Annotated in this window: 21 protein-coding genes and 1 tRNA gene; 19 read left to right on the top strand and 3 right to left on the bottom strand. The window is 70.1% G+C overall.

The genetic code is table 11. The annotated features are described in order from the left end of the window. The first annotated feature begins 27 nt into the window (after positions 1-27). From A33M_RS03150 to A33M_RS03190, 9 genes are all read left to right on the top strand, one after another. Positions 28-2,976, top strand: a complete 2,949-nt coding sequence (locus A33M_RS03150) for a 2-oxoglutarate dehydrogenase E1 component (RefSeq protein ID WP_008383367.1) — start codon at positions 28-30, stop codon at positions 2,974-2,976. Positions 2,977-3,100: 124 nt separating this feature from the next. Further along, positions 3,101-4,372 (top strand): 2-oxoglutarate dehydrogenase complex dihydrolipoyllysine-residue succinyltransferase, encoded by a 1,272-nt coding sequence (gene odhB, locus A33M_RS03155; RefSeq protein ID WP_202801773.1) that lies wholly within the window; start codon positions 3,101-3,103, stop codon positions 4,370-4,372. Positions 4,373-4,575: 203 nt separating this feature from the next. After that, positions 4,576-5,067 carry a hypothetical protein gene (locus A33M_RS03160; protein ID WP_157223302.1) on the top strand — a complete coding sequence of 164 codons (492 nt, stop codon included), beginning with the start codon at positions 4,576-4,578 and terminating at the stop codon, positions 5,065-5,067. A 77-nt stretch (positions 5,068-5,144) separates the two neighbouring features. Next, entirely contained in the window at positions 5,145-5,552 is a 408-nt protein-coding gene (locus tag A33M_RS03165; RefSeq protein WP_008383375.1) for an MAPEG family protein, read from the top strand. A gap of 26 nt (positions 5,553-5,578) precedes the next feature. Then, complete coding sequence (lpdA, locus tag A33M_RS03170) at positions 5,579-6,979, top strand: dihydrolipoyl dehydrogenase (RefSeq protein ID WP_008383378.1); 1,401 nt, start codon at positions 5,579-5,581, stop codon at positions 6,977-6,979. Between the two features lie 223 nt (positions 6,980-7,202). Further along, positions 7,203-8,900 (top strand): formate--tetrahydrofolate ligase, encoded by a 1,698-nt coding sequence (locus A33M_RS03175; protein ID WP_008383380.1) that lies wholly within the window; start codon positions 7,203-7,205, stop codon positions 8,898-8,900. A 123-nt stretch (positions 8,901-9,023) separates the two neighbouring features. Next, a complete protein-coding gene (locus A33M_RS03180) occupies positions 9,024-9,488 on the top strand; it encodes a DUF2269 family protein (RefSeq protein ID WP_008383382.1) in 465 nt (154 codons plus the stop codon). A 112-nt stretch (positions 9,489-9,600) separates the two neighbouring features. Further along, positions 9,601-10,599 (top strand): biotin synthase BioB, encoded by a 999-nt coding sequence (bioB, locus tag A33M_RS03185; protein WP_040619057.1) that lies wholly within the window; start codon positions 9,601-9,603, stop codon positions 10,597-10,599. Positions 10,600-10,848: 249 nt separating this feature from the next. Further along, positions 10,849-11,352 (top strand): Hsp20/alpha crystallin family protein, encoded by a 504-nt coding sequence (locus A33M_RS03190; protein ID WP_040619090.1) that lies wholly within the window; start codon positions 10,849-10,851, stop codon positions 11,350-11,352. Positions 11,353-11,596: 244 nt separating this feature from the next. Here the strand turns inward: A33M_RS03190 and A33M_RS03195 are convergent, their stop codons facing one another. Beyond that, entirely contained in the window at positions 11,597-12,364 is a 768-nt protein-coding gene (locus tag A33M_RS03195) for a DUF429 domain-containing protein (protein WP_040619059.1), read from the bottom strand. A gap of 121 nt (positions 12,365-12,485) precedes the next feature. Here A33M_RS03195 and A33M_RS03200 point away from each other — a divergent pair, with 121 nt between their 5' ends. Beyond that, the gene (locus tag A33M_RS03200; RefSeq protein WP_008383392.1) at positions 12,486-13,361 is read left to right on the top strand and encodes an HpcH/HpaI aldolase/citrate lyase family protein; all 876 of its coding nucleotides are present in this window, start codon (positions 12,486-12,488) and stop codon (positions 13,359-13,361) included. Between the two features lie 120 nt (positions 13,362-13,481). Here A33M_RS03200 and A33M_RS03205 read toward each other — a convergent pair. Then, a tRNA-Ser gene (locus A33M_RS03205) sits at positions 13,482-13,571 on the bottom strand. Between the two features lie 427 nt (positions 13,572-13,998). Here A33M_RS03205 and rplU point away from each other — a divergent pair. The 7 genes from rplU to A33M_RS03240 all read left to right on the top strand — a co-directional run bounded on the left by rplU (position 13,999) and on the right by A33M_RS03240 (position 18,568). Continuing rightward, positions 13,999-14,397 (top strand): 50S ribosomal protein L21, encoded by a 399-nt coding sequence (gene rplU, locus A33M_RS03210; RefSeq protein WP_040619061.1) that lies wholly within the window; start codon positions 13,999-14,001, stop codon positions 14,395-14,397. A gap of 94 nt (positions 14,398-14,491) precedes the next feature. After that, a complete protein-coding gene (gene rpmA, locus A33M_RS03215; protein WP_008383396.1) occupies positions 14,492-14,764 on the top strand; it encodes a 50S ribosomal protein L27 in 273 nt (90 codons plus the stop codon). A gap of 119 nt (positions 14,765-14,883) precedes the next feature. Continuing rightward, a complete protein-coding gene (locus tag A33M_RS03220; protein WP_008383399.1) occupies positions 14,884-15,513 on the top strand; it encodes a GNAT family N-acetyltransferase in 630 nt (209 codons plus the stop codon). Between the two features lie 101 nt (positions 15,514-15,614). Then, positions 15,615-15,881: a type II toxin-antitoxin system prevent-host-death family antitoxin gene (locus tag A33M_RS03225; protein WP_008383401.1), complete on the top strand. Its 267-nt coding sequence runs from the start codon at positions 15,615-15,617 to the stop codon at positions 15,879-15,881. Further along, on the top strand, positions 15,878-16,303 hold the full coding sequence (locus tag A33M_RS03230) for a type II toxin-antitoxin system VapC family toxin (protein WP_083850279.1): 426 nt from the start codon (positions 15,878-15,880) through the stop codon (positions 16,301-16,303). Before A33M_RS03225 ends, A33M_RS03230 begins: the two co-directional genes overlap by 4 nt. 16 nt (positions 16,304-16,319) lie before the next feature. Next, positions 16,320-17,357, top strand: coding sequence for a GTPase ObgE (gene obgE / locus A33M_RS03235; RefSeq protein WP_008383405.1), 1,038 nt, complete (start codon positions 16,320-16,322; stop codon positions 17,355-17,357). 290 nt (positions 17,358-17,647) lie between these two features. Then, on the top strand, positions 17,648-18,568 hold the full coding sequence (locus A33M_RS03240; RefSeq protein ID WP_008383407.1) for a PepSY-associated TM helix domain-containing protein: 921 nt from the start codon (positions 17,648-17,650) through the stop codon (positions 18,566-18,568). Positions 18,569-18,611: 43 nt separating this feature from the next. On the opposite strand, the gene A33M_RS03245 is transcribed toward A33M_RS03240, so the two are convergent. After that, the gene (locus A33M_RS03245; protein WP_008383408.1) at positions 18,612-19,352 is read right to left on the bottom strand and encodes a DUF72 domain-containing protein; all 741 of its coding nucleotides are present in this window, start codon (positions 19,350-19,352) and stop codon (positions 18,612-18,614) included. A gap of 411 nt (positions 19,353-19,763) precedes the next feature. Between A33M_RS03245 and proB the strand changes: the two genes are divergently transcribed. Further along, positions 19,764-20,894 carry a glutamate 5-kinase gene (gene proB / locus A33M_RS03250; RefSeq protein ID WP_040619064.1) on the top strand — a complete coding sequence of 377 codons (1,131 nt, stop codon included), beginning with the start codon at positions 19,764-19,766 and terminating at the stop codon, positions 20,892-20,894. A gap of 1,520 nt (positions 20,895-22,414) precedes the next feature. Continuing rightward, positions 22,415-22,591: a hypothetical protein gene (locus tag A33M_RS23635; RefSeq protein WP_157223304.1), complete on the top strand. Its 177-nt coding sequence runs from the start codon at positions 22,415-22,417 to the stop codon at positions 22,589-22,591. Positions 22,592-23,550 lie beyond the last annotated feature (959 nt).

Genomic DNA, 23,550 nt, shown 5'->3' on the forward strand with positions numbered 1-23,550 from the left:
CCCGTCCCCGCTAGTCAGGACCCGTTCATGTCCCGCCAAGACGCGAACGCCGCCTTCGCCCTCACGTCCTTCCTCTATGGCGGCAACGCCGCCTATATCGAGGACCTCTACGCCCGCTTCGAGACCGACCCCAAGGCGGTCGACGCCGAGTGGCGGGAGTTCTTCGCCAGCATCAAGGACAATGCGAGGGAGACGACGCCGCTCGGGGCGTCGTGGGCGGAGCCGAACCTGTCGCAGGTGCCCAACGGGGCGTTCGGGATCTGGGATGGCGAGTCCGCCGAGGCGGCGGTGCGGATCGGCGACCGCATCGGCGAGAAGGCGCATTCCTACGGCGTCGAGGTGTCGGCCGGCGACGTCCAGCTCGCCACCCGCGACTCTCTGCACGCGCTGATGCTCATCCGCGCCTATCGCATGCGCGGCCACTTGCACGCGAATCTCGATCCGCTCGGCCTCGAGCCGCCGCAGGACCACGAGGAGCTCGACCCCAAGAGCTACGGCTTCACCGCCGCCGACTACGACCGCCGCATCTTCCTCGACTACGTGCTCGGCCTGCAGTTCGGCACGCTGCGCCAGATCATCGAGATCCTGAAGCGCACCTACTGCCACACGCTCGGCGTCGAGTTCATGCACATCTCCGACCCCGCCCAGAAGGCGTGGCTGCAGGAGCGCATCGAGGGGCCGGACAAGGAGATCCACTTCACCCGCGAGGGCAAGCGGGCGATCCTCAACAAGCTGGTCGAGGCGGAAGGCTTCGAAAAGTTCTGCGACGTCAAGTTCACCGGCACCAAGCGGTTCGGGCTGGACGGCGGCGAGTCGATGATCCCGGCGCTCGAGCAGATCATCAAGCGCGGCGGCGCGCTCGGCGTGAAGGAGATCGCCATCGGCATGGCGCATCGCGGCCGGCTCAACGTGCTGTCGCAGGTGATGGCCAAGCCGCATCGCGCGATCTTCCACGAGTTCAAGGGCGGCTCGTTCACCCCCGACGAGGTCGAGGGCTCGGGCGACGTGAAGTACCATCTCGGCGCCTCCTCGGACCGCGAGTTCGACGGCAACGCCGTGCATCTGTCGCTCACCGCCAACCCGTCGCACCTCGAGATCGTCAATCCGGTGGTGCTCGGCAAGACGCGGGCGAAGCAGGACCAGCACGGCTGCACCCACGACGACCGCACCTGCGTGCTGCCGCTGTTGATCTCGGGCGACGCCTCGTTCGCCGGCCAGGGCGTGGTGGCGGAGTGCTTCGGCCTGTCGGGCCTGCGCGGGCACCGCACCGGTGGGTCGATTCACTTCATCGTCAACAACCAGATCGGCTTCACCACCTATCCGCGCTACTCGCGCTCCTCGCCCTATCCGTCCGACACGGCGAAGATGATCGAGGCGCCGATCTTCCACGCCAACGGCGACGACCCGGAAGCGGTCGTGTTCGCCGCCAAGGTCGCGACCGAATTCCGGCAAAAATTCCAGAAGCCGGTCGTGGTCGACATGTTCTGCTACCGGCGCTACGGGCACAACGAGGGCGACGAGCCGTCCTTCACCCAGCCGCTGATGTACAAGCAGATCCGCTCGCACCGGACGACGCTGGAGATCTACGGCCAGAAGCTCGCCGAGGAAGGTGTCGTCACCGAGGGCGAGATCGAGAAGATGAAGGCCGACTGGCGCGCCAGGCTCGATGCCGAGTTCGACGCCGCGCACGGCTATCGCTCGAACAAGGCCGACTGGCTCGACGGCCGCTGGGCCGGCATGAAGGTGGCGGCGCCGAGCGACGACCCGCGCCGCGGCGTCACCGGCGTCGCGGTCGAGGCGCTGAAGGAGATCGGCGACAAGATCACCTCGGTGCCGGCGACCTTCAATCTCCACCGCACCATCCGTCGCTTCCTCGACACCCGCCGCAACGCGATCCGCTCGGGCGAAGGCATCGACTGGGCGACCGCCGAGGCGCTCGCCTTCTGCACCCTGCTCGCCGAGGGGCATCCGGTCCGCCTGTCCGGCCAGGACAGCGAGCGCGGCACCTTCTCGCAGCGCCACTCGGTGCTGATCGACCAGGACAACGAGAACCGCCACACGCCGTTCAACTACGTGAAGCCCGGCCAGGCCCGCTTCGAGGTGATCAACTCGATGCTGTCCGAGGAGGCGGTGCTCGGCTTCGAGTACGGCTACTCGCTCGCCGAGCCGAACGCGCTGGCCTTGTGGGAGGCGCAGTTCGGCGACTTCGCCAACGGCGCCCAGGTTGTGATCGACCAGTTCATCTCGTCGGGCGAGCGCAAGTGGCTGCGCATGTCGGGCCTGGTGCTGCTCCTGCCGCACGGCTACGAGGGCCAGGGGCCGGAGCACTCCTCCGCCCGCCTCGAGCGCTTCCTGCAGCTGTGCGCCGAGGACAACATGCAGGTCGCCTACTGCACGACGCCGGCGAACTACTTCCACATCCTGCGCCGCCAGCTCAAGCGCGACTTCCGCAAGCCGCTCGTGTTGATGACGCCGAAAAGCTTGCTGCGCCACAAGCGCGCGGTGTCGCGGCTCGACGACATGGCGGCCGGCACGACGTTCCACCGCCTGCTGCCGGACGACGCCGAGGGCAAGCGCGGCGATCACGTCCGCCTCGCCTCGGACCGCAAGATCCGCCGCGTCGTGCTGTGCACCGGAAAAGTCTATTACGACCTCTACGAGGAGCGCGAGAAGCGCGGCATCGACGACGTCTATCTGATGCGCATCGAGCAGCTCTATCCGTTCCCCACCAAGGCGCTGCTCGGCCGGCTCGGCCGCTTCAAGAACGCCGAGGTGGTGTGGTGCCAGGAGGAGCCGCGCAACATGGGGGCGTGGTCCTTCGTCGAGCCCTATCTCGAATGGGTCATGAACCAGGTCGCCGGCGAGTATCGTCGGCCGCGTTATGCCGGCCGGGCGCCCTCCGCCGCCACCGCGACCGGCCTGATGTCCAAGCATCTCGCCCAGCTCAAGTCGTTCCTGGACGACGCTCTGGGGTGAGCATGCGCGCGCCCCGCGCCGTCACTTCGCTGCGCGTGGCCGGCCCGGCTCCGGCGTCCGGCCACGTTTCCTCCCGACGAACCCCCCACCCTCGCGCCGGCGATCCGCCGCACACCATTCTTGGATGAGGACGATGGTTGACATCCGCGTGCCCACCTTGGGCGAGTCCGTGACCGAGGCCACGATCGGCCGCTGGTTCAAGAAGGCCGGCGACGCCGTCACGGTCGACGAGCCGCTGGTGGAGCTCGAGACCGACAAGGTCACCATCGAGGTGCCCGCGCCGGCCGCCGGCGTGCTGTCGGAGATCGCCGCCTCGAACGGCGAGACCGTCGCGGTCGGTGCCCTGCTCGGCCAGATCGCCGAGGGCGAAGGCGCCGCCGCCAACGGCGCGAGCGCGCCCGCCGCCGAAGCGGAAAAGCCCGCCGAGACGCCCGCCGCCGAGCCCGCTCCCGCTGCCGCCCCCGCCGCGCCGGCGCAAGCCGCCACGGCCAAGAGCGACGCGGTCGCCCCCGCGGTGCGCCGGCTGTCGGCCGAGAGCGGCATCGACCCGGCGACCGTCGAGGGCACCGGCAAGGACGGCCGGGTGACCAAGGCCGACATGATGGCCGCGATCGAGCGCGCCGCGGCGCAGCCGACCCCGGTGCCGCAGCCGGCCGCCGCCGTCCAGGCGCGCGCCCCCTCGCCGCCCGACGACGCCGCGCGCGAGGAGCGCGTGCGGATGAGCAAGCTGCGCCAGACCATCGCCCGTCGGCTGAAGGACGCCCAGCACACCGCCGCCATGCTGACGACCTTCAACGAGGTCGACATGACCGCGGTGATGGCGCTGCGCAACCAGTACAAGGATCTGTTCGAGAAGAAGCACCACGTGAAGCTCGGCTTCATGGGCTTCTTCACGCGCGCCTGCGTGCAGGCGCTCCGCGCCGTGCCGGCGGTCAATGCCGAGATCGACGGCGCCGACCTGATCTACAAGAATTATTATCACATCGGCGTGGCGGTCGGCACCGAGCGCGGCCTCGTGGTGCCGGTGATCCGCGACTGCCAGGACAAGTCGCTCGCGGAGATCGAGAAGGCGATCGGCGACGCCGGCAAGCGCGCCCGCGACGGCCAGCTCAAGATCGACGAGATGCAGGGCGGTACCTTCACGATCTCGAACGGTGGCGTCTACGGCTCGCTGATGTCGACGCCGATCCTCAACGCGCCGCAGTCCGGCATTCTCGGCATGCACAAGATCCAGGAGCGGCCGATGGTGGTCGGCGGCAAGATCGAGATCAGGCCGATGATGTATCTCGCGCTCTCCTACGATCACCGCATCGTCGACGGCAAGGAGGCGGTGACCTTCCTGGTGCGCGTCAAGGAGAGCCTCGAGGACCCGGCCCGGCTGGTGCTCGATCTCTGATCGGGCGCATACGACCGTCGCGGCACACGCGGCGGTCGTGGGCTGTCGCCGTTTCGTGATAGGATCGCGGCGCGGCAACGAGACCTCGGGATCCGACGATGGCCGACAACGTCGATTTGCGGTTTCTCGGCGAGCAGATCCGGCACATGCAGTCGGATCTGCGGCAGGTGCGGTCCGATCAGCTCCGGCTCGAGAGCGAGCAGGTGCAGATGCAGGACCGCCTCGCGCGCCTGGAGGCGCGGGTGGAGGCGGGGTTCGAGCGGCTCGAAACGCAAGCGAACGAGCGGTTCGGGCTGGTCCATCTTCGGACCGACGAGATCGTCGATCGAATCGGACGGATCGAGGCTCGGCTCGACGGGTTGGAAAACCGCCTCGACGACCTCGACCGGCGCGTCGGTGGTCTCGACGACCGGCTCGGCACCCTCGAGCAGAAGGTGGAAAACGGGTTCCGCGCGGTCGATGCCCGGCTCGACCAAATGTTTCAGACGATCGCCGCCAACACCGAGGTTCTTCTGGAGGCGATACTACCAGCGGCGGGAAACTATGACCTCATCCTGAGGGGCCGCGAAGCGGCCGTCTCGAAGGATGAGGCCCGCACCGTGGCCTCGCCCTTCGAGACGCACTCCTGCGGAGTGCTCCTCAGGACGAGGTCGGACTCTGTCGCCGTTGGTATGAGAAGCCGGCCGGCCGGTTGAACCGCCGCCGCCGTCCGGTCCGACCCCCACCGACATCGGCCGTGGCATGGTCCCGGCCCATCGAGGTATCGTCCACCATGCCTGCGACCCCCGTGCAGACAGAGCTGCTTCTCCTCGCCGGCAGCGTCGTGCTGCTGATCGTCCAGATCTTCCTCCAGTCGGGTCTGATGACCCGCGAGCTCGGCAGTACCTGGAACACCGGCCCGCGCGACGACGGCCGAAAGCCCACCGGCGTTCTCGCCGGCCGCGCCGAGCGCGCGCTGAAAAACCTCCTCGAGACCTATCCCGCCTTCGTCGGCCTGTTGCTGGCGCTGGTCGTCACCGGCCGCACCGGCGGGCTCGGTCTTCTCGGTGCACATCTGTGGTTCTGGGCGCGCGTCGCCTATGTGCCGCTCTATCTCGCGGGCGTCCCCGTCGTGCGCTCGCTCGTCTGGACAGTGGCGCTCGCCGGGCTCGTCACCATGCTCGCCGCGCTTCTCGTCTGATCCCTTCGCTCGAACCGGAAAAGCAAATGTCCTCGTACGATCTCGTCGTCATCGGCACCGGCCCCGGCGGTTACGTGTGCGCCATCCGCGCCGCCCAGCTCGGCCTGAAAACCGCCGTCGTGGAGAAGCGAAAGACTTTTGGCGGCACCTGCCTGAACGTCGGCTGCATCCCGTCGAAGGCGCTGCTGCACGCCTCCGAGCTGTTCGAGGAGGCCGGCCACGGCTTTGCCGCGATGGGGATCGGGGTCGACGCGCCGAAGCTCGACCTTCCGGCGATGATGAAGTTCAAGGACGAGGGCGTCGACGGCAACGTCAAGGGCGTCGGCTATCTCCTGAAGAAGAACAAGGTCGACACCTATCAGGGCGTCGGCCGCATCACCGCCCCCGGCAAGGTCGAGGTGACGGGTGACGGCGAGCCGCAGACGCTCGACGCCAAGGCGATCGTGATCGCCACCGGCTCCGACGTCGCGCCGCTGAAGGGTGTCACGATCGACGAGCAACGGATCGTGTCCTCGACCGGCGCGCTGGCGCTGGAAAAAGTGCCGGGCAAGCTTCTGGTGGTCGGCGCCGGGGTGATCGGGCTCGAGCTCGGCTCGGTGTGGCGCCGGCTCGGCAGCGAGGTCACGGTGGTCGAGTTCTTGGACCGCATCGTGCCCGGCCTCGACGGCGACGTCGCGAAGCAGTTCCAGCGCATCCTCGAGCGCCAGGGTTTTTCCTTCAAGCTCTCCACCAAGGTGACCGGCATCGACACCGCCGGCGACACGCTGAAGGTGACGGTGGAGCCCGCCAATGGCGGCGATGCCGAGACGATCGAGGCCGACGTCGTGCTGGTCGCGATCGGCCGCATTCCCTTCACCGACGGGCTCGGGCTCGACGAGGTCGGCGTCGCGCGCGACGAGCGCGGCCGCATCGTCACCGATGCGCATTTCGCCACCAACGTGTCCGGCATCTATGCGATCGGCGACGTGATCGCGGGGCCGATGCTCGCCCACAAGGCGGAGGACGAGGGCGTGGCGGTCGCCGAGATCCTCGCCGGCAAGCCGGGCCACGTGAATTACGACGTGATTCCGGGCGTGGTCTACACCGCGCCGGAGCTCGCCTCGGTCGGCAAGAGCGAGGAGGAGCTGAAGGCCGCGGGTATCTCTTATGTGGTGGGAAAATTCCCGTTCACCGCCAACGGCCGCGCAAAGGTGAACCGGCAGACCGACGGCTTCGTGAAGGTGTTGGCGGACGCTGAGACCGATCGGGTGCTCGGTGTGCACATTCTGGGGCCGGACGCGGGCAACATGATCGCCGAGGCCGCGATCGCGATGGAGTTCGGCGCCTCGTCCGAGGACATCGCCCGCACCTGCCACGCCCATCCGACGCTCAGCGAGGCGGTGAAGGAAGCCGCGCTCGCGGTCGACAAGCGCGCGATCCACATGTGATCGAGGGGGGGGCTCGCCCGCCCCTCCCGCCCCCGTGACGGGCTTCGCCCCGGCTCCGTGCGAGCCGGGGGCCGGGGACGGCGCCCGCACGTGGTACCGGCGTCGCCGCGCGAGCACCCTTCGACCCGGCGAGAACTTTCCTGTACGAGTGTCGGGAGACCGGGCGAGCCCGCTCGCCCGCCGTGCCCCGCCTGCACCTCCGGGAAAACGTTCAGGATCCGGAATGCCCGCCTCCCAGCACGTCACGCCGAAATCCGACATCGCCATCTCGCAGGACACGCCCAAGCGGCCGATCCTCGACGTCGCCCGCGACACCCTCGGCATCGGCGCCGACGACCTCGAGCCCTATGGCCGCTACAAGGCGAAGATCTCGCTCGATCGCGTCGAGGCGCTGAAGGACCGCCCGTCCGGCAAGCTGATCCTGGTCACCGCCATCACCCCGACCCCCGCCGGCGAGGGCAAGACCACGACCACGGTCGGCCTCACCGACGCGCTGCGCCACATCGGCGAGAAGGCGATGCTGTGCCTGCGCGAGCCGAGCCTCGGCCCGTCCTTCGGCCAGAAGGGCGGGGCGGCCGGCGGCGGCTTCGCCCAGGTGGTGCCGATGGAGGACATCAACCTCCATTTCACCGGAGACTTCCACGCGATCGGCGCCGCCCACAACCTGCTCGCGGCGATGATCGACAATCACCTCTATTGGGGCAACGATCTCGGCATCGACAGTCGCCGCGTCACCTGGCGGCGGGCGATGGACATGAACGACCGCGCGCTGCGCGACATCGTCTGCTCGCTCGGCGGGGTCGCCAACGGGTTTCCGCGCGAGGCGGGGTTCGACATCACCGTCGCCTCCGAGGTGATGGCGATCTTCTGCCTCGCGAAAAACCTCGCGGACCTGAAGGCGCGGCTCGGCGAGATCGTGATCGGCGCCACCCGCGACAAGGCGCCGGTGCGGGCGCGCGACCTGTCCGCCCACGGGGCGATGACCGCGCTTCTGAAGGACGCGCTCGCGCCCAACCTCGTGCAGACGCTCGAAGGCACCCCCGCCTTCGTGCATGGCGGTCCGTTCGCCAACATCGCGCACGGCTGCAACTCGGTGCTCGCCACCACGACCGCGCTGAAGCTCGCCGACTGGGTGGTGACGGAGGCCGGCTTCGGCGCCGATCTCGGGGCGGAGAAGTTCTTCGACATCAAGTGCCGCAAGACCGGGCTCGAGCCGGCCGGCGTGGTGTTGGTCGCGACCGTCCGGGCGCTGAAGATGCACGGCGGCGTCCGCCGCGAGGATCTCCGCAGCGAAAACCTTCCCGCGCTCGAGGAGGGGCTTTCGAACCTGCGCCGGCACGTGGAGAATTTACAAAAATTCGGGTTCTCGCCGGTGGTCGCGATCAACCGCTTCTCGGCCGACACGCCCGCCGAGATCGCGCTGGTGCAAAAAGCCTGCACGGCGCTCGGGGTCGAGGCGGTGCTGGCCGATCATTGGGCGGAGGGCGGTGCGGGCGCCGCCGACCTCGCCCGCGCGGTGGTGCGCACCGTGAACGGCAGCGCCCAAAAGCTGAAGCTGCTCTACCCCGACGAGATGCCGCTGGTGGAGAAGATCCGCACGGTGGCGCGCGAGATCTACCGGGCGAGCGACATCGCGCTCGACGCCCCGGTCGCCGAGCAGCTCGCCGCCTGGCAGGCCGCGGGGCACGGCCGCCTGCCGGTGTGCATCGCCAAGACGCAGTACAGCTTCTCGACCAATCACGAGATCAAGGGCGCGCCGACCGGCCACATCGTCCATGTCCGCGAGGTGCGGCTCGCCGCCGGCGCCGGCTTCGTGGTGGCGATCTGCGGGGACATGATGACCATGCCCGGCCTGCCGAAGGTTCCCGCCGCCACCGCCATCGACGTCTTGCCGGACGGCCGCATCGTCGGCCTGTTCTAGCCGGCCAGACTCGTCCGGACCAGGCTCGCCTGGACCGGACCGGTCGCAACACCCCACCTCGCAGTTTCCTTTTCCGCTGGAGCGGGCTACCACGCGGCCGTGTGGGAGTGGGGTCGGTCGCGCATGCTCTACGACGTCTTCAAGGTGATCCATGTCGTCGGCGTCGTGGTGCTGGTGGGCAACGTGACGGTGACCGCGTTCTGGAAGGTGTTTGCCGACCGCAACGGCGACCCGCGGGTGGTCGCCTTCGGCCAGCGGCTCGTCACCATCACCGATTGGGTCTTCACCGTCGGCGGCATCGTGCTGATCTTCGTCGGCGGCTACGGCGCCGCCTTCGCCGCGGGCATGAACCCGTTCGGCTCGGCCTGGCTGAACTGGGGCCAGGGTTTGTTCGTCGCCTCCGGCCTGATCTGGCTCGGCATCCTGATCCCGGCGCAGATCCGCCTCGCCCGCGTCGCCCGCACCTTCGAGAAGGGCGGCGAGGTGCCGGAGGACTACTGGCGCATCGGCCGCCGCTGGCTCTTCTGGGGAATCGTCGCGACCTTCCCGCTGGTCGGCGCCATCGCGGTGATGATCCTCAAGCCGTGAGCGGCCCGCCGCCAAATCGCGCCGCTCGTCGGGCGCGTTGACGCCGGCGCCGGCCGGTCCCGCCGTTCGTGCCTCTTGCATTTCGCCCCGCCCCTCGCCATGGTCGCCCGCCATGGACGATCACACGCAGACTTCGACTCTCGCCCGCCCGTCGGCCGCGCCGACCACGGCGGTGCGCCACGACTGGACGCGCGACGAGATCCGCGCGCTGTTCGACCGGCCCTTTCCCGAGCTGATCTATGCCGCGCAGCGCGTGCATCGCGAGCGGTTCGACCCGTGCGAGGTGCAGATCTCGACCCTCCTGTCGGTCAAGACCGGCGGCTGCTCGGAGGATTGCGGCTACTGCCCGCAGAGCGCCCACCACGAGGCGGGCGTCAAGGCCGGCAAGCTGATGTCGGTCGAGGCGGTGCTCGCCGAGGCCAAGGCCGCCAAGGACGCCGGCGCCAGCCGCTTCTGCATGGGCGCCGCCTGGCGCGAGCCGAAGGACCGCGACCTCGACGACATCTGCAAGATGGTCGAGGGTGTGCGCGAGCTCGGGCTCGAGACCTGCATGACGCTCGGCATGCTGACCCGGAAGCAGGCCCACCGCCTGAAGGACTCCGGCCTCGACTACTACAACCACAATCTCGACACCTCGCCGGAATTCTACGGCAACATCATCACCACCCGCACCTATCAGGACCGGCTCGACACCATCGCCCACGTGCGCGAGGCGGGCATCAACGTGTGCTGCGGCGGTATCGTCGGCATGGGCGAGTCGCGCGAGGACCGGGTCGGCATGATCGAGGCTTTGGCGACCCTGCCGGAGCATCCCGATTCCGTGCCGATCAATCTCTTGGTGCAGGTGGAAGGCACGCCGCTCGCAAATGTCGCGCCGTTCGACGGGCTCGAATTCGTGCGCACCATCGCGGTCGCCCGCCTCACCATGCCGGCCTCGATGGTCCGCCTCTCGGCCGGCCGCGAGGAGATGACGGACGAGCTGCAGACGCTGTGCTTCCTCGCCGGCGCCAACTCGATCTTCTGCGGCCCGAAGCTTCTCACCACGCCCAACCCGGACATGGACAAGGACATGGCGCTGCTGGACAAGCTCGGCATGACCCCGATGAAGTGATGTTCGGACGATCGACGAGACGGCTGATTTTCCGTCTCCCGAAAAAACGCGCCGCGCCACCCCGCGGCGCGTTTTTTTGTTTTTTTCGAGGGCCCCTCGCCCCCTCTTGAAGGGCGGGGACGCCGCGCTAAATCGAATGATGCCGGTCGCCGTCAGGGACCGGCGAGACCCCAGGGGGCCCGGCTCTTTGGGAGGGCTCCCCGGTGCTGTGTTGCTCATGGAAGAACACGGACGAAAGGAGTGATCGTCATGCTCGGTAACCTCATTCCCTGGACGCGCGGGCGCGACGTCGAGGTGCGCCGCGGCGGCGGCGAGGCCGATCCCTTCCTCACCCTCCACCGCGAGATGAACCGCCTGTTCGACGACGTTTTTCGCGGCTTCGACATCACGCCGTACGGCGCCGGCCGCGGCGCGGGTTGGACGCCCGCCACCTGGCCGAGTGTGGAAATCCGCGACGCCGACAAGGCGATCGAGGTTTTGGCGGAGCTGCCCGGCCTCGACCGCAAGGACGTGCAGATCGAGCTCGCCAACGGCGTCCTCACCATCCGCGGCGAGAAGAAGACCGCCACCGAGGACAAGGACAGGCTGTTCAGCGAGCGGACGTTTGGCCGCTTCGAGCGCCGCATCCCGGTCGAGGGCGTCGACGAGGACGAGGTGACCGCCGCCTTCGACAACGGCGTGCTGACCGTGACGCTGCCCAAGACCGCGCAGGCGCAGACGAAGGTCAAGCGCATCGCCATCGACGGCCACTGACGGCCGCCCGTCTCGCCGGGTTTTTTTCTGTTGCTCGGCCCGGCGGGACGCGACACCGACGCGACACCGGTGTCGTTCAGGTCGGTTGCGGGCTCGGCGGCGACGCCGGGCCCGTCGCGTTTTCAGACCCACGGCGACAGAGCCCGACCTCGCCCTTCGAGACGGCCGCTTCGCGGCCCCTCGGGACGAGGTCATCGTCTGCTGCCCTCGGTATCGGGCGAAACCCGAGAGGCGTCCGCCGGCCTCACATCCAGATCGCCATCGGCAGGCCGAACGGGTCGGTCTCCGGCGGGTTCGGATAGGACACCGCCTCGCCCGCCCGCAGCCGCCGCGCGGTGACCGCGCAGGCGAGCGCATCGAGCACGTCGTCCTCGCCGGCGCCGGGCGGCGCCCGCAGCTCCAGCGCCCCGGCCGGCAGGCCGGCGGTCGCCAGCAGCTTCCGTCGCAGCGCGAGCCCGCGCCCGAACGGCTGGCCGCGCACCTTCTTCGGCTCGCCGAGCGGCGTCTCGCCGTTGAGCCGCCAGAACGTCACCTCCGGATGCGTCTCGAACACCCGCCGCGCGACGCCCGGCTCGGTGCGCAAGACCTCGTCGACCTCGCGGATTTTTGGAAACAGGCAAAAGGCCTGGATCGACACCCCCTTGGGCGGATCGGAGGTGGCCCGGGCGATCTCCGAGGCGCGGGCATGCGCCGCGAGCATCTCGTCGACGTTCGGCACCCAGCCGGCCTCGGCATAGATCGCCGGCCGCGCCGGCGTGGAGAACACCGACGACTGCCGCGCCCCGAGCAGCGGCCGCACCGCGGTCTCCGCCGCCCGTCCGCCGCGGCCGATCCGCTCCGGCAGGCCGATCGGGATGTCGATGGCGATCAGCCCCGGCCGCTCGACCGCCTCCAACAGATCGGTGAAGCGCCGAAACACCCGCAGCCGGACCGTTCCGTCCCCCGGCGGAACGAAGGCGGCGAGCCAGCCGCCGGCACATGCGTCCACCCCTGCGAGCCACGCCTCGTCCATGAATGCACCCCGTCAGCGTTCGAACCGCCTTGGCAGGACAGCCGTACCACGGATAGGCTCGTTCCGCCTCCTCGCCCAGGCCCCCGCAGGGTGGAGCCGACGATTTTTCCGGAGACCTTTCATGACCATTCGTCCGCGCCGCAGCGTGCTCTACATGCCCGGTTCCAACACCCGCGCGATGGAGAAGGCCAAAACCCTGCCGATCGACGCCGTGATCCTCGACCTCGAGGATTCGGTCGCCCCCGACGCCAAGGCGGAGGCGCGAAAGCTGGTCGGCGAGGCGGTGACGGCCGGCGGCTACGGCCGCCGCGAGGTGTTCGTCCGGGTGAACGGGCTCGACACGCCCTGGTTCGCCGACGACCTCGAGGCGGCGATCGCCTGCGCGCCCGACGTGATCCTGGTGCCGAAGATCTCCACGCCCCAGGAGCTGCTGCAGATCGGCCAGCGCCTGCTCGACCGCAAGGCCGACCCGCGCATCCGCATCTGGGCGATGATCGAGACGCCGCTGGCGATCTTCGACATCCGCGCGCTCGCCGCGGTCGCCGCCGACCCGGAAACCCGCCTCGGCGGCTTCGTGATGGGCACCAACGACCTCGCCAAGGAGACGCGGGTGCGGCTGGTGCCGGGCCGGGCGCCGATGACCGGGTGGCTCGCGAACTGCGTGCTGGCCGCCCACGCCTACGGCATCGACGTGGTCGACGGCGTCTACAACGCGCTCGCCGACCTCGACGGCTTTCGGCGCGAGTGCGAGGAGGGCCGCGACCTCGGCTTCGACGGCAAGACCCTGATCCATCCGAACCAGGTCGAGCCGTGCAACGCGGTCTTTTCGCCCTCCGTCGACGAGGTGGCGCTGGCGAGGAAGATGATCGCCGCCTTCGACCTGCCGGAGAACCGCGGCAAGGGGGTGGTGCAGATCGACGGCCGGATGGTCGAACGCTTGCACGCCGAGATGGCCCGCCGCACCGTCGCCATCGCCGAGGCGATCGGGATGGGGTGAGGCGGGCGGGGGGCTCGGGACGGGGGCGGCGTCTGCTGTCCTGAAAGACAAAGCTCGGTGTCGCCCCGCTGCAAACGCGGTCGGGGCGAACGGGCGCCGGTGGCGGCTATTCGGCCGGCGTGGCGGAGAGGGGGAGATTCGAACTCCCGATAGGGTTACCCCTATGCCGCATTTCGAGTGCGGTGCATTCAACCACTCTGCCACCTCTCCGCGGGGCCGAGGGCGGGGTGTTTCACCCGCGGCCGCCCTTCTACACGAACCACCGGCCGACACAAGACCGCTCGCGACCCCTTGCGCCCCCGCGCATGGCAAAGCATCCCTTCGCCACTCGCTGGTCGCCACTCGCCACTCGCTGGTCGCGACCCCGTGCCCGGCAGGCCGTCGTCCGCAGGCCTCCGCGCCACCGCATTCCTTGACAGCGCCCGGTCGCGCCGTCATAACCCCCACACGCGGCGCGGGCCTTTCGGCCGGCGCTTCGCGTCGTGGCCGCGTCGCAGCCTTTTTTCGAATCACCTTTTCGGGGTCGTCCTGCGAGCCCGTGTCGGTCTCGGAAGAATCCCGCGGGCGTGACCTTTCACCCGAACCGACTGCAAGAAGCCGGCTCTTCGAGGCCGGTGCCGAACACGAAGGACGAAAGATGTTCGCAGTCATCAAGACCGGCGGGAAGCAGTATCGCGTCGCCGCCGACGACCTGGTCCAGGTCGACACCATCGCGGGCGAGCCCGGCGACACCGTCACCTTCGGCGAGGTGCTGGTGGTCGGCGGGGACGAGACCCTGCTCGGCACACCGACCGTCGCGGGCGCCTGCGTCGCCGGCGAGCTGGTGTCCCAGGGCCGCGGCCCCAAGGTGATCGCCTTCAAGAAGCGCCGCCGCAAGAACTCGCGGCGCAAGCGCGGCCATCGGCAGGATTTTTCGCTGGTGCGCATCACCGAGATCCTCACCGACGGGCGCCAGCCCTCCGGCAAGGCCGCGGCTCCCGCGGACGCACCGGCAGGCGAATCGGCGGCTCCGGAATCGGGCGAGACCGCGGCCTGAGGCGACACCATTTGTTGATCGATGCCCGGCCCGGCCGGTGATCATTCGGTCACAAACCGAAGCTAAACCCTCGAGCGAAACGGACAAGAGAGCAATGGCTCACAAAAAAGCAGGCGGCTCCTCGCGCAACGGGCGCGACTCCGCCGGTCAACGCCTCGGCGTGAAGATGTTCGGCGGCGAGCAGTGCCGTGCCGGCAACATCATCGTGCGCCAGCGCGGCACCCAATGGCATCCCGGCGACAATGTGGGTCTCGGCAAGGACCACACCTTGTTCGCGCTGGTCGACGGTCGGATCGCGTTCCGCACCAAGGCCAAAGGCCGCACCTACATTTCCGTCGTACCGACGGCGGAGGCTGCGGCCGAATAGACGGCGGATCGAGGTGGTCCGCCGGCGCTGGTCGCCCCGGTGGATCCGAAGAGCGGGTTTGCACGGGGGGTGGCCGGCACCGGTCTCCCCTCGTCGTGTTTCTGGAAGAGGAGCCCGCAATGACGATCCTGGAGCGACCGCACGCCTGCCCGAGCGAGACGTGCACCCACGTTCTCGAGACGGAGCGTCTCGTCCTGCGTGCCCCGCGCCTTCAGGACGCCGAGACGGTCACCGCCCTCGCCGGCGATCGGCGCATCGCCGAGAACACGCTGCGCATCCCGCACCCCTACCGGCTCGGCGATGCCGAGGACTGGATCGCCTCCACCAATGTCGAAGGCCGCGACGAGACCTTTCTGATCACGTTGCGCGACGACGATGCGGTGACGGGCGGTGCGGTGATCGGGGCCTGCGGGCTCGAATGGCGCAACGGCCGCGATCCCGAGGTCGGCTACTGGCTGGGCGCCGAGCACTGGGGCAAGGGCTACGCCACCGAGGCGTTGCGCGCGCTGGTCGACCACGCCTTTGCCGATCACGAGTACGACGTGCTGCTGGCCGGCGCCCGCACCAGCAATCCCGCCTCGCGGCGGGTGCTGGAGAAGTGCGGCTTCCAGTGGACCGGCGTCGTGCTGCACCGCATCCGGGCGATCGCCTCCTCGGCGCCGGTCGACTGCCTGCGGCTCGAACGCTCGGTGTGGGTTTCGCTGAAGCAGTGGGGCCGCGCCTCGACCCGCGTGCGCCGGGTGTCCTAGGGGCGCGACGCTCGACCCCGCATCGCCTCGGCCGACGCGCTTCGGCGCCCGGCCGGGGCGCTCGCTTTGAAAACGGCCGGGAGACCGGCTATTTTCGTCCCATGAGCACCCACACCGTCGAGGCGACCGACCAGCTCTCCGACCTGATCGACCGCGCGCAGCGCGGCGACGAGGTCTTGATCACGCGCCACGGCGAGCCGGTGGCGAGGATTTCTCCGGTCGCCACCGAAACGAGCCCGGATCCGGCGGAAAGGCCGGTCTCGGCCGAGGCGGTGGATTGGCTGGTGGCGAACAGGGTCCGCCAGCATCCCGGCCGGGAGGATGCCGGCTCGTTGCTGTCGCGCCTGCGCGACGAGGGTGAGCATTGAGGATCTATCTCGACGCGAGTGTCCTCGTCGCGGCCTTCACCGGTGACGTCCACAATTCCACGGCCGAGCGTGTGCTTCGGTCCCGTCCCGTGATCGTGGTGAGCGACTTCGCCGCGGCGGAGTTCGCCTCGGCGATCTCCCGGCAGGTGCGCACGCGCGACCTCACGGTCGAGGAGGCGCGCCGCGTCTTCGCCAATTTCGACGCCTGGACCACACGCGAGGCCCGGCGCGTCGAGACCACCCCCGCCGACGTCGCCGCCTGTGCCGGCTGGCTGCGCCGGCTCGACCTGCCGCTGCGCACGCCGGACGCCCTGAACATCGCGATCGCGCGCCGGGTCGACGCTCGGCTCTTGACGTTCGACGCCCGGATGGAGACATCGGCGAAAACCCTCGGCGTCGCGGTGCTCGACCGCGCCCTTTGAAGATCACGAGACAGCGATGAAATTCCTCGACCAGGCCAAGGTCTATATCCGCTCCGGTAACGGCGGGGCGGGCTGCGTCTCGTTCCGGCGCGAAAAATTCCTCGAATTCGGCGGGCCGAACGGCGGCGACGGCGGGCGCGGCGGCGACGTGGTGGTGGAGTGCGTCGACGGCCTCAACACCCTGATCGACTACCGCTACCAGCAGCACTTCAAGGCAAAGACCGGCGGTCACGGCATGGGTAAGGACCGCGCCGGCGGGCGCGGCGCCGACATCGTGATGAAGGTGCCGGTCGGCACCCAGGTGTTCGACGAGGACAACGAGACGCTGCTCGCCGATCTCACCGCGGTCGGCCAGCGCGTGGTGATCGCCAAGGGCGGCAATGGCGGCTTCGGCAACGCCCACTTCAAGAGCTCGACCAATCAGGCGCCGCGGCGCGCCAATCCCGGCCACGAGGGCGAGGAGCGCACCATCTGGCTGCGCCTCAAGCTGATCGCCGACGCCGGCCTGGTCGGCCTGCCGAACGCGGGAAAATCGACCTTCCTCGCCGCGGTGAGCGCGGCACGGCCGAAAATCGCCGACTATCCGTTCACGACGCTGCACCCGCAGCTCGGCGTGGTCGGGGTCGACGGGCGCGAGTTCGTGCTCGCCGACATTCCCGGCCTGATCGAGGGCGCGAGCGAGGGCGCCGGGCTCGGCACCCGCTTCCTCGGCCATCTCGAGCGCTGCCGGGTGCTGCTGCATCTGGTCGACGGCACCTGCGAGCACGCCGGCAAAGCCTACAAGACCGTGCGGGGAGAACTCTCCGCCTACGAGCACGACCTGACCGACAAGCCGGAGATCGTCGCGCTCAACAAGGCCGATGCGCTGTCGCCCGAGGATCTGAAGCAGCAGCTCGCCCGCCTGAAGCGCGCCGCCAAGAAAACCCCGCTGGTGATGTCGGGCGTCTCCGGCCAGGGCGTGCCCGAGGTTTTGCGCGCACTGTTTTCGGTCATCGACGGTGCGCGAACGGAAGCCGGCGAGGCGGAGGTCGCGGAGCCCGTCTGGCAGCCGTGAGCCGGCGGCGTGTCGGTCGCGCCGCCCCGCCCCGCCCCGCCCCGTGCCATGGTGACAAATTACCGAAGCTTCATTTGAACGCGCCGCGGCCGCCTGCGACAAGCTGGCGGTCCGATTCCGACATTCGCATCCGCCGCCGCGAATTCGGTCGCGAATGTCGGAATCGAAAGACCACTAGCCGTGATGGAGTTCTAGTGGAGCTTCGAATTCGAGTTCGAGAACGAGCATGCGGCCGGGTGGGACTCGAACGTCGAATTCGCTCCACTGGCATTGCCGAAAGGGGCTCGTTCATGAAACGCCGACTGCTGCAGCTGCATCGCTGGATCACGCTGGTCTTTTCGCTGCCGCTCGCGGTGCTGCTGATCACCGGGCTCGTGCTCTCCTTCGAGCCGATGGTGGCGACCAACGCCATCGTGCCGGGCAGCCTCTCCGCCCAAAAGCTCGACGGCCTGCTGGCGCAGCACGATCCCGCCGGCAAGGCGCGCGGCCTGTTCGTGCGCTCCTATGACGGCCCGGCCGGCTCGATGACGCTGGTCGGCGCCGCCGACAAGCCCAAGGTGATCGACCTCGCGACCGGCGAGGAGAAGCCCGGCACCGGCCGGCTCGCCGGCCTGTTCCAGCAGTCGCGCATGCTGCACGAGCACATGCTCGACCAGCGCTGGCTGGTCTCGCTCAGCACCGCCGCGATGCTGGTGCTGATCGCGCTCGGCGTGCTGATGGGCTGGCCGCGGCTCGCCAACTCGCTGTCCGGCTGGCACAAGGGGCTCGCCTGGATCGGCCTGCCGCTGGTGATCGCGAGCCCGCTCACCGGCCTGTTCATCGCCTTCGGCGTCACGTTCGCGCCGTCCACCCCTTCGCCGAGGGCCGCTGCGCCGACGACGCTGCGCGAGACCGTGCAAACGGTCGCCGCGACGCACGATCCCTCCCGCCTGATCTGGATTCGCTCGCGCGGAAACGCGCACCTGGTACGGCTCGACGACGCCGGCGAGTACCGCGTCTATGCGGCCGGCCGCGACGGGCTGGTCGCCACCCCGCGCAACTGGCCGCGGCTGATCCACGAGGGCAACTGGGCCGGCACGCTGTCGGCGATGGTCGACGTGATCACGTCGGTCGTGCTGATCGGCCTTTTCGCCACCGGGCTCGTTTTGTGGGGACGCCGCACGCTGCGCCGCCGCCGCAATGCCCGCGCCGCCGCGGGGGTGGCCGCCTGATCGCCCGTGCGCGGGTGAGGTGGCTTCCCGCCGATAAAAGACCTCACCCGCCGTTCACCAAGGTCCTCAGGCGCTGCGCGTCGCGCGGCGCCGCGCTCTTCTGGTCGTTGTCGAAATAGACGTAGACGGTGCGCATCTGCCGCCGCCAGGTGAGGATGTGGTCGGCCCAGTGCTCGAGCACCTGATCCGGGTAGTTCTCGCGGTAGTCGCCCGACGGGCCGTGCGCGCGGATATAGACGTGGCGGGCCGTCACGTGCCACGGCGTCGGCGCGTCCTGATGGTCGGACAGGCACAGCGCGACATCGTGCTGGCGCAGCAGATCGAACACCGCGTCGTCGAACCAGCTCGCGTCGCGCACCTCGAGCGCGTAGGGGCGGTTCTTCGGCAGCATGCCGAGAAACATCGTCAGCCGATCGCGGTCGAGCGTGAAGCGCGAGGGCAGCTGAAACAGCACCGGCCCCGCCTTGGCGCCGAGTTTTTCGAGCCGCGTCTCCATCAGCGCGAGCGACACGCCGGTGCGCTCCGACAGCCGCTTCCAGTGGGTGATGAAGCGCGACGCCTTCCAGGCGAACACGAAGTCGTCCGGCGTCTGCTGGCGCCAGGCGGTGACCGCCGGCAGCGACGGCGTGCGGTAGAACGAGCCGTTGATCTCCGCGGTGTCGAACTGGGTGCCGTACCAGGAGAGCCATTTGCGCCGCGGCAGGTCGGACGGGAAGAACGGGCCGCGCCAGCCGTCGTAGCTCCAGCCCGAGGTGCCGATGTGAACGCGCGCAGTGTCGGGCAAGCGGGACTCTCCTGGTCCGGTCGGGCAGCCGACGGGCCGCCCGCGACTGCCCCGCGCGGCGCCGCGCGGCGCCCCACGAAGCTCGAGGTCTAGGCATAACCCGCCGGCTGCCTCCGGGTTCGCCGGGGCGGTGGTAGCCGGCCCGCGCGTGCGGCCGACCTCGCGCATCGGGTCGGGCGGCGAACGCGGGCGGCGAACTCGGGCGGTGACGTTGCGGGGCGATACTCGGGGCGGTCGGCGTCGCCGATGGCGCGCGCAGCGGCCCGGCTGCCGTGCACGGTGCGCGATTGCCAAGCCTCGCGTCGTGTGGGAGACGAAGGCGCCATGTCCAGTTCGCGTCCGTCCGTGTCCGCCGCCGTCACGAAGAAACAGTCCGCACCGCGACCGTTCCCCCTGCACCGTCCGCGCGCCATGCTCCACAATCCACCCGCCCTGAGCGATTTCGGCCGGATCGTCGTCAAGGTCGGCTCCGCCCTGCTGGTCGATTCGCAGGCCGGCTGCGTGCGCGAGGCGTGGCTCGCCTCGCTGGTCGACGACCTCGCCGCGCTGCATGCCGAAGGGCGCGACCTTCTGGTGGTGTCGTCGGGCGCGGTGGCGCTCGGCCGCTCGCTCCTGCATCTGCCGCGCGGGCCGCTCGCGCTCGAGGACAGCCAGGCCGCCGCCGCGGTCGGCCAGATCGCCCTCGCCCGCCTGTGGGCCGAGGCGCTCGGCGGCCACGGCATCACCGCCGGCCAGGTTCTGGTGACGCTCGGCGACACCGAGGAGCGCCGCCGCTACCTCAACGCCCGCTCGACCCTCGGCCGGCTGATGGAATGGCGCGCGGTGCCGGTGATCAACGAGAACGACACCGTCGCCACCAACGAGATCCGCTACGGCGACAACGACCGCCTCGCCGCCCGGGTCGCCACCATGGCGAGCGCCGACCTCCTCGTGCTGCTGTCGGACATCGACGGCCTCTACACCGCGCCGCCGGCGAAGGATCCGGCCGCCACGCTGATCCCGGTGGTCGAGCGGATCGGGCCGGAGATCGAGGCGATGGCCGGCGATTCCGCCTCCGAGCTGTCGCGCGGCGGCATGCGCACCAAGATCGAGGCGGGCAAGATCGCCACCGCCGCCGGCACCCACATGGTGATCGCGTCCGGCCGCGTCGACCATCCGCTCGAGGCGGTGGCCGGGGGTGGCCGGGCCACCTGGTTCCTCGCCAGCGACAACCCCGTCACCTCGCGCAAGCGCTGGATCGGCGGCTCGCTCGAGCCGCACGGCACGCTGCACATCGACGCCGGCGCGGTGGCGGCGCTGCGCCGCGGCAAGAGCCTGCTGCCGGCCGGCGTGCGCCGCATCGAGGGCGGCTTCGCCCGCGGCGACGCGGTGATCGTGCGCGGGCCCGACGGCCGCGAGATCGGCCGCGGCCTGGTCGCCTACGACGCCGAGGACGCCGAGCGCATCCGCGGGCATTCGTCGGCGGACATCCCGAACATCCTCGGCACCCACGGCCGCGCCGAGATGATCCACCGCGACGACCTCGTGATCGGCCAGGCCTAGCCGGCCCGCAGTTTTGCGCGGCGACCGCTGGCCGTCCTGCCGTCCGCCCGACGCCGAGGTTTCGGCCGCCCGGCACGCCGCCGGACCGCTCGACCGCCGCGATCCTCACCCCCGGCCGACGAGGCCCGACCGCCGACGGCAGGGAGCCGGAGGAAGAGGCGTCCCGGCGGCCGCGGAGGTTTGCCCGGCGCACCGCCCGAGACCCGACCCGTTGGCAAAACCCCGCTGCAGCCGCAGTCGCGCGCTGCCCACAAGCGCCCCGGCGGCCGGTGTCCGCGGCCACGGTTTGCCGGGATTCCGTCCGGGCGCCATCGCGTAGCGCGCTCGGCACCGGAAGCCGCGGATCACCGAGCGTTTGCGGACACTCGTCCGCGCCGTTGGCAAACTCCCGGGGCTCGGCACGCCACCGGACCGCTCGACCGCCGCGATCCTCACCCCGGCCGACGAGGCCCGACCGCCGACGGCAGGGAGCCGGAGGAAGAGGCGTCCCGGCGGCCGCGGAGGTTTGCCCGGCGCACCGCCCGCGACCGGACCCGATGGCAAAACCTCGCAAGGTCCACGGACATGGGACCTCTTCTGCGCCCGTAGCACATGGCGCGCGTGGCTCGCGTATGCGGCCGACCGAGCGTCGCGGCGAATCCCTCCGGTGGCAGGCGGCGACGGGTGCGGTTCGACCATCGCCGCGAGCCGCCGCCGAGAAGCCCTGCGCGAGCCGCAGTGCGCCCGGCGGCTACCATTCGGAGGCACTCGCGCGGCACCCGCGGCACGGCACGGCGCCCGATGCCCCGGGTTCGGCCAGCCGAGCGAACCGCGGTGCTCGACGTCTATGCACGGCGTCGATGCACGACGTCGGTGCACGACCATGTACCGTCGGCCGGGCTCCTCGCGCCGGGCCCGAACTCGCCGAACCGCCCGAATGCTCACCGTCGGTCCGCCCACCGGCCTCCGTGACACCGGAACGGGCCCACGGAGCCGGAACAGGCCCACGGAACGCCCGGACGGTCGTGATGCCGGGGGTCGTCGCGCCTCGCCGTCCTCCTCCGGCGTTCGGCTCTGCGCCCTCCGCTTTCCACCATCGCCGATCGTTCCGACGATCTCCGGCAGCCCCGCCGTCACCTCGGGTTTCTGGCGGACGTCCAGGGCGGTCGCCCCGTCGCGCTCGAATTCCCGCGGGGCAGACCGTCGTCCCGAGTCGCTTCGTGATTTGTGCCTCTGCCGCTCGCCTCCTGTCGCTCTCCTCTTGTTCTCCTCTGGCTCGCCTTCCGCCGACTCTCGGATGTTCGACCGATCCGGCTCGCCGGGCCCGCTCGATGCAGCCACCCGTCCCCCCGCCACGCAACGGGCGTGGCAAGGCGCGAGCGAGCCTTGTCACACGGCTCCCCGGCCGGCCCAACAGCATCCACAACCCGCCGCAACCGCCTCGTGCATTAAACGAACATTTACAGAACAAAGCAAGTCCATTATGATGATGCCCGCTCGGATCGGAGGCGCGCCGCCTCGTCGCCGGGAGGGTGGGACCAATGGCCGATGGAATGATGGTGCAACAGGAACTCCGAGAGACGCGGCGGGTGCGGGCGGAGGCGCAGGCGTCCGCGTGCGAGGTCGAAGCGTTGCTCGACTGCCTGCGCGGTGCGGCGGGCCGGGTGCCGCTCGACGCCGCCAGAAAGTGCCTGCAGCCGGACCTGTTCGGCGGCTGAGTGCACGCGACCTGCGGCAATCGTCCCGCCGGGCCGGGAGGCGGTGAGACGAGAACGCGGAGGGGGCGAGAGGGGATGCATCGGGAGGCGAGGGTCGCACGAGGCGCCGGTGGAGTCGCCGCGAGACGGGAGTGCGGCTTTCGAAGGACGCCGGTGGCGCGCCGCGAACCCGAGGGACGGCAGGTGGAGCCATGGTGCGAGGTTTCGCCGGCCGAACCTCCGTTTCGGCCGTTGCAAAGCGTACCGTGCGCCGCGACGCGAGGTGGAGCTTCGATGGGCCTCGGACCGTCGCCTCGAGGTGCGCGGCGGCGAACGTGAAGGGCGCTTCGGCGTCCCGGCCGATGGGGCGGCGGTGCCGACGTCTCTCGGCGCTCCGGAGCGGTCGCCCCGTCACCGGGAAGCGTGTCCCCAGGGGGCGTGCTCCCGGGCGGATGCGTCGGGTCGGCCCGAGCGGTCGGAGCCGGTGCCGCGTTCGGGCGCGGGGGCGATGCGGTGGTGTCGCGGCGACGGGCGGGGTGCGCGTCGCCCGATCGTCACTGCGCGACGTGATGTGAGGCCGCGTGCCGGATCCGGCCTACCCGGGTGCACCCGTCCGCTCGCATCCGGCGACCCGTGCTCGGGGAGGCGGGCCCGGCAAGTGCACGTGTCGGCCCGTGCCGCACCGGGCCGGGTCGAGTTCTCGGCGGGCGTGCGCTGGGCAGTCGGGCAGGCGTCCGAAGGTGCTTGCGTGCGCGCCCTTGGTCCGCCTCTGCCCTCCGGCTTCGGCCGGCTTCCGCGAGTGCTCCGGCGACCGGCCGCCGGCACGGGACGGGCGCGAGCCGATCGGCGACGCCGTCGCCACGGGCCGCCGCCACGGGCCGCCGGCGGCGAACGCGACCCCCGCGCGCGCCGGGGCGAACCGGACGTTTACCGGTGGGTGGTAGTGGAGCGGAAGTCGACATTCGAGTTCCACTTCGCCG

It is taken from the genome of Rhodovulum sp. PH10 (assembly GCF_000293785.1).
Taxonomy (GTDB): Bacteria; Pseudomonadota; Alphaproteobacteria; order Rhizobiales; family Xanthobacteraceae; genus Rhodoplanes.

Bases quoted from the DNA above. Each gene is read 5' to 3' on its own strand.
- odhB (WP_202801773.1), top strand. From the start codon at position 3,101: ATGAGGACGATGGTTGACATCCGCGTGCCCACCTTGGGCGAGTCCGTG.
- A33M_RS03195 (WP_040619059.1), bottom strand. From the start codon at position 12,364: ATGGACGAGGCGTGGCTCGCAGGGGTGGACGCATGTGCCGGCGGCTGG.
- A33M_RS03150 (WP_008383367.1), top strand. From the start codon at position 28: ATGTCCCGCCAAGACGCGAACGCCGCCTTCGCCCTCACGTCCTTCCTC.
- A33M_RS23635 (WP_157223304.1), top strand. From the start codon at position 22,415: ATGGCCGATGGAATGATGGTGCAACAGGAACTCCGAGAGACGCGGCGG.
- A33M_RS03225 (WP_008383401.1), top strand. From the start codon at position 15,615: ATGAGCACCCACACCGTCGAGGCGACCGACCAGCTCTCCGACCTGATC.
- A33M_RS03240 (WP_008383407.1), top strand. From the start codon at position 17,648: ATGAAACGCCGACTGCTGCAGCTGCATCGCTGGATCACGCTGGTCTTT.
- A33M_RS03220 (WP_008383399.1), top strand. From the start codon at position 14,884: ATGACGATCCTGGAGCGACCGCACGCCTGCCCGAGCGAGACGTGCACC.
- A33M_RS03190 (WP_040619090.1), top strand. From the start codon at position 10,849: ATGCTCGGTAACCTCATTCCCTGGACGCGCGGGCGCGACGTCGAGGTG.
- proB (WP_040619064.1), top strand. From the start codon at position 19,764: ATGCTCCACAATCCACCCGCCCTGAGCGATTTCGGCCGGATCGTCGTC.
- A33M_RS03165 (WP_008383375.1), top strand. From the start codon at position 5,145: ATGCCTGCGACCCCCGTGCAGACAGAGCTGCTTCTCCTCGCCGGCAGC.
- rplU (WP_040619061.1), top strand. From the start codon at position 13,999: ATGTTCGCAGTCATCAAGACCGGCGGGAAGCAGTATCGCGTCGCCGCC.
- bioB (WP_040619057.1), top strand. From the start codon at position 9,601: ATGGACGATCACACGCAGACTTCGACTCTCGCCCGCCCGTCGGCCGCG.
- rpmA (WP_008383396.1), top strand. From the start codon at position 14,492: ATGGCTCACAAAAAAGCAGGCGGCTCCTCGCGCAACGGGCGCGACTCC.
- lpdA (WP_008383378.1), top strand. From the start codon at position 5,579: ATGTCCTCGTACGATCTCGTCGTCATCGGCACCGGCCCCGGCGGTTAC.
- obgE (WP_008383405.1), top strand. From the start codon at position 16,320: ATGAAATTCCTCGACCAGGCCAAGGTCTATATCCGCTCCGGTAACGGC.
- A33M_RS03200 (WP_008383392.1), top strand. From the start codon at position 12,486: ATGACCATTCGTCCGCGCCGCAGCGTGCTCTACATGCCCGGTTCCAAC.
- A33M_RS03180 (WP_008383382.1), top strand. From the start codon at position 9,024: ATGCTCTACGACGTCTTCAAGGTGATCCATGTCGTCGGCGTCGTGGTG.
- A33M_RS03175 (WP_008383380.1), top strand. From the start codon at position 7,203: ATGCCCGCCTCCCAGCACGTCACGCCGAAATCCGACATCGCCATCTCG.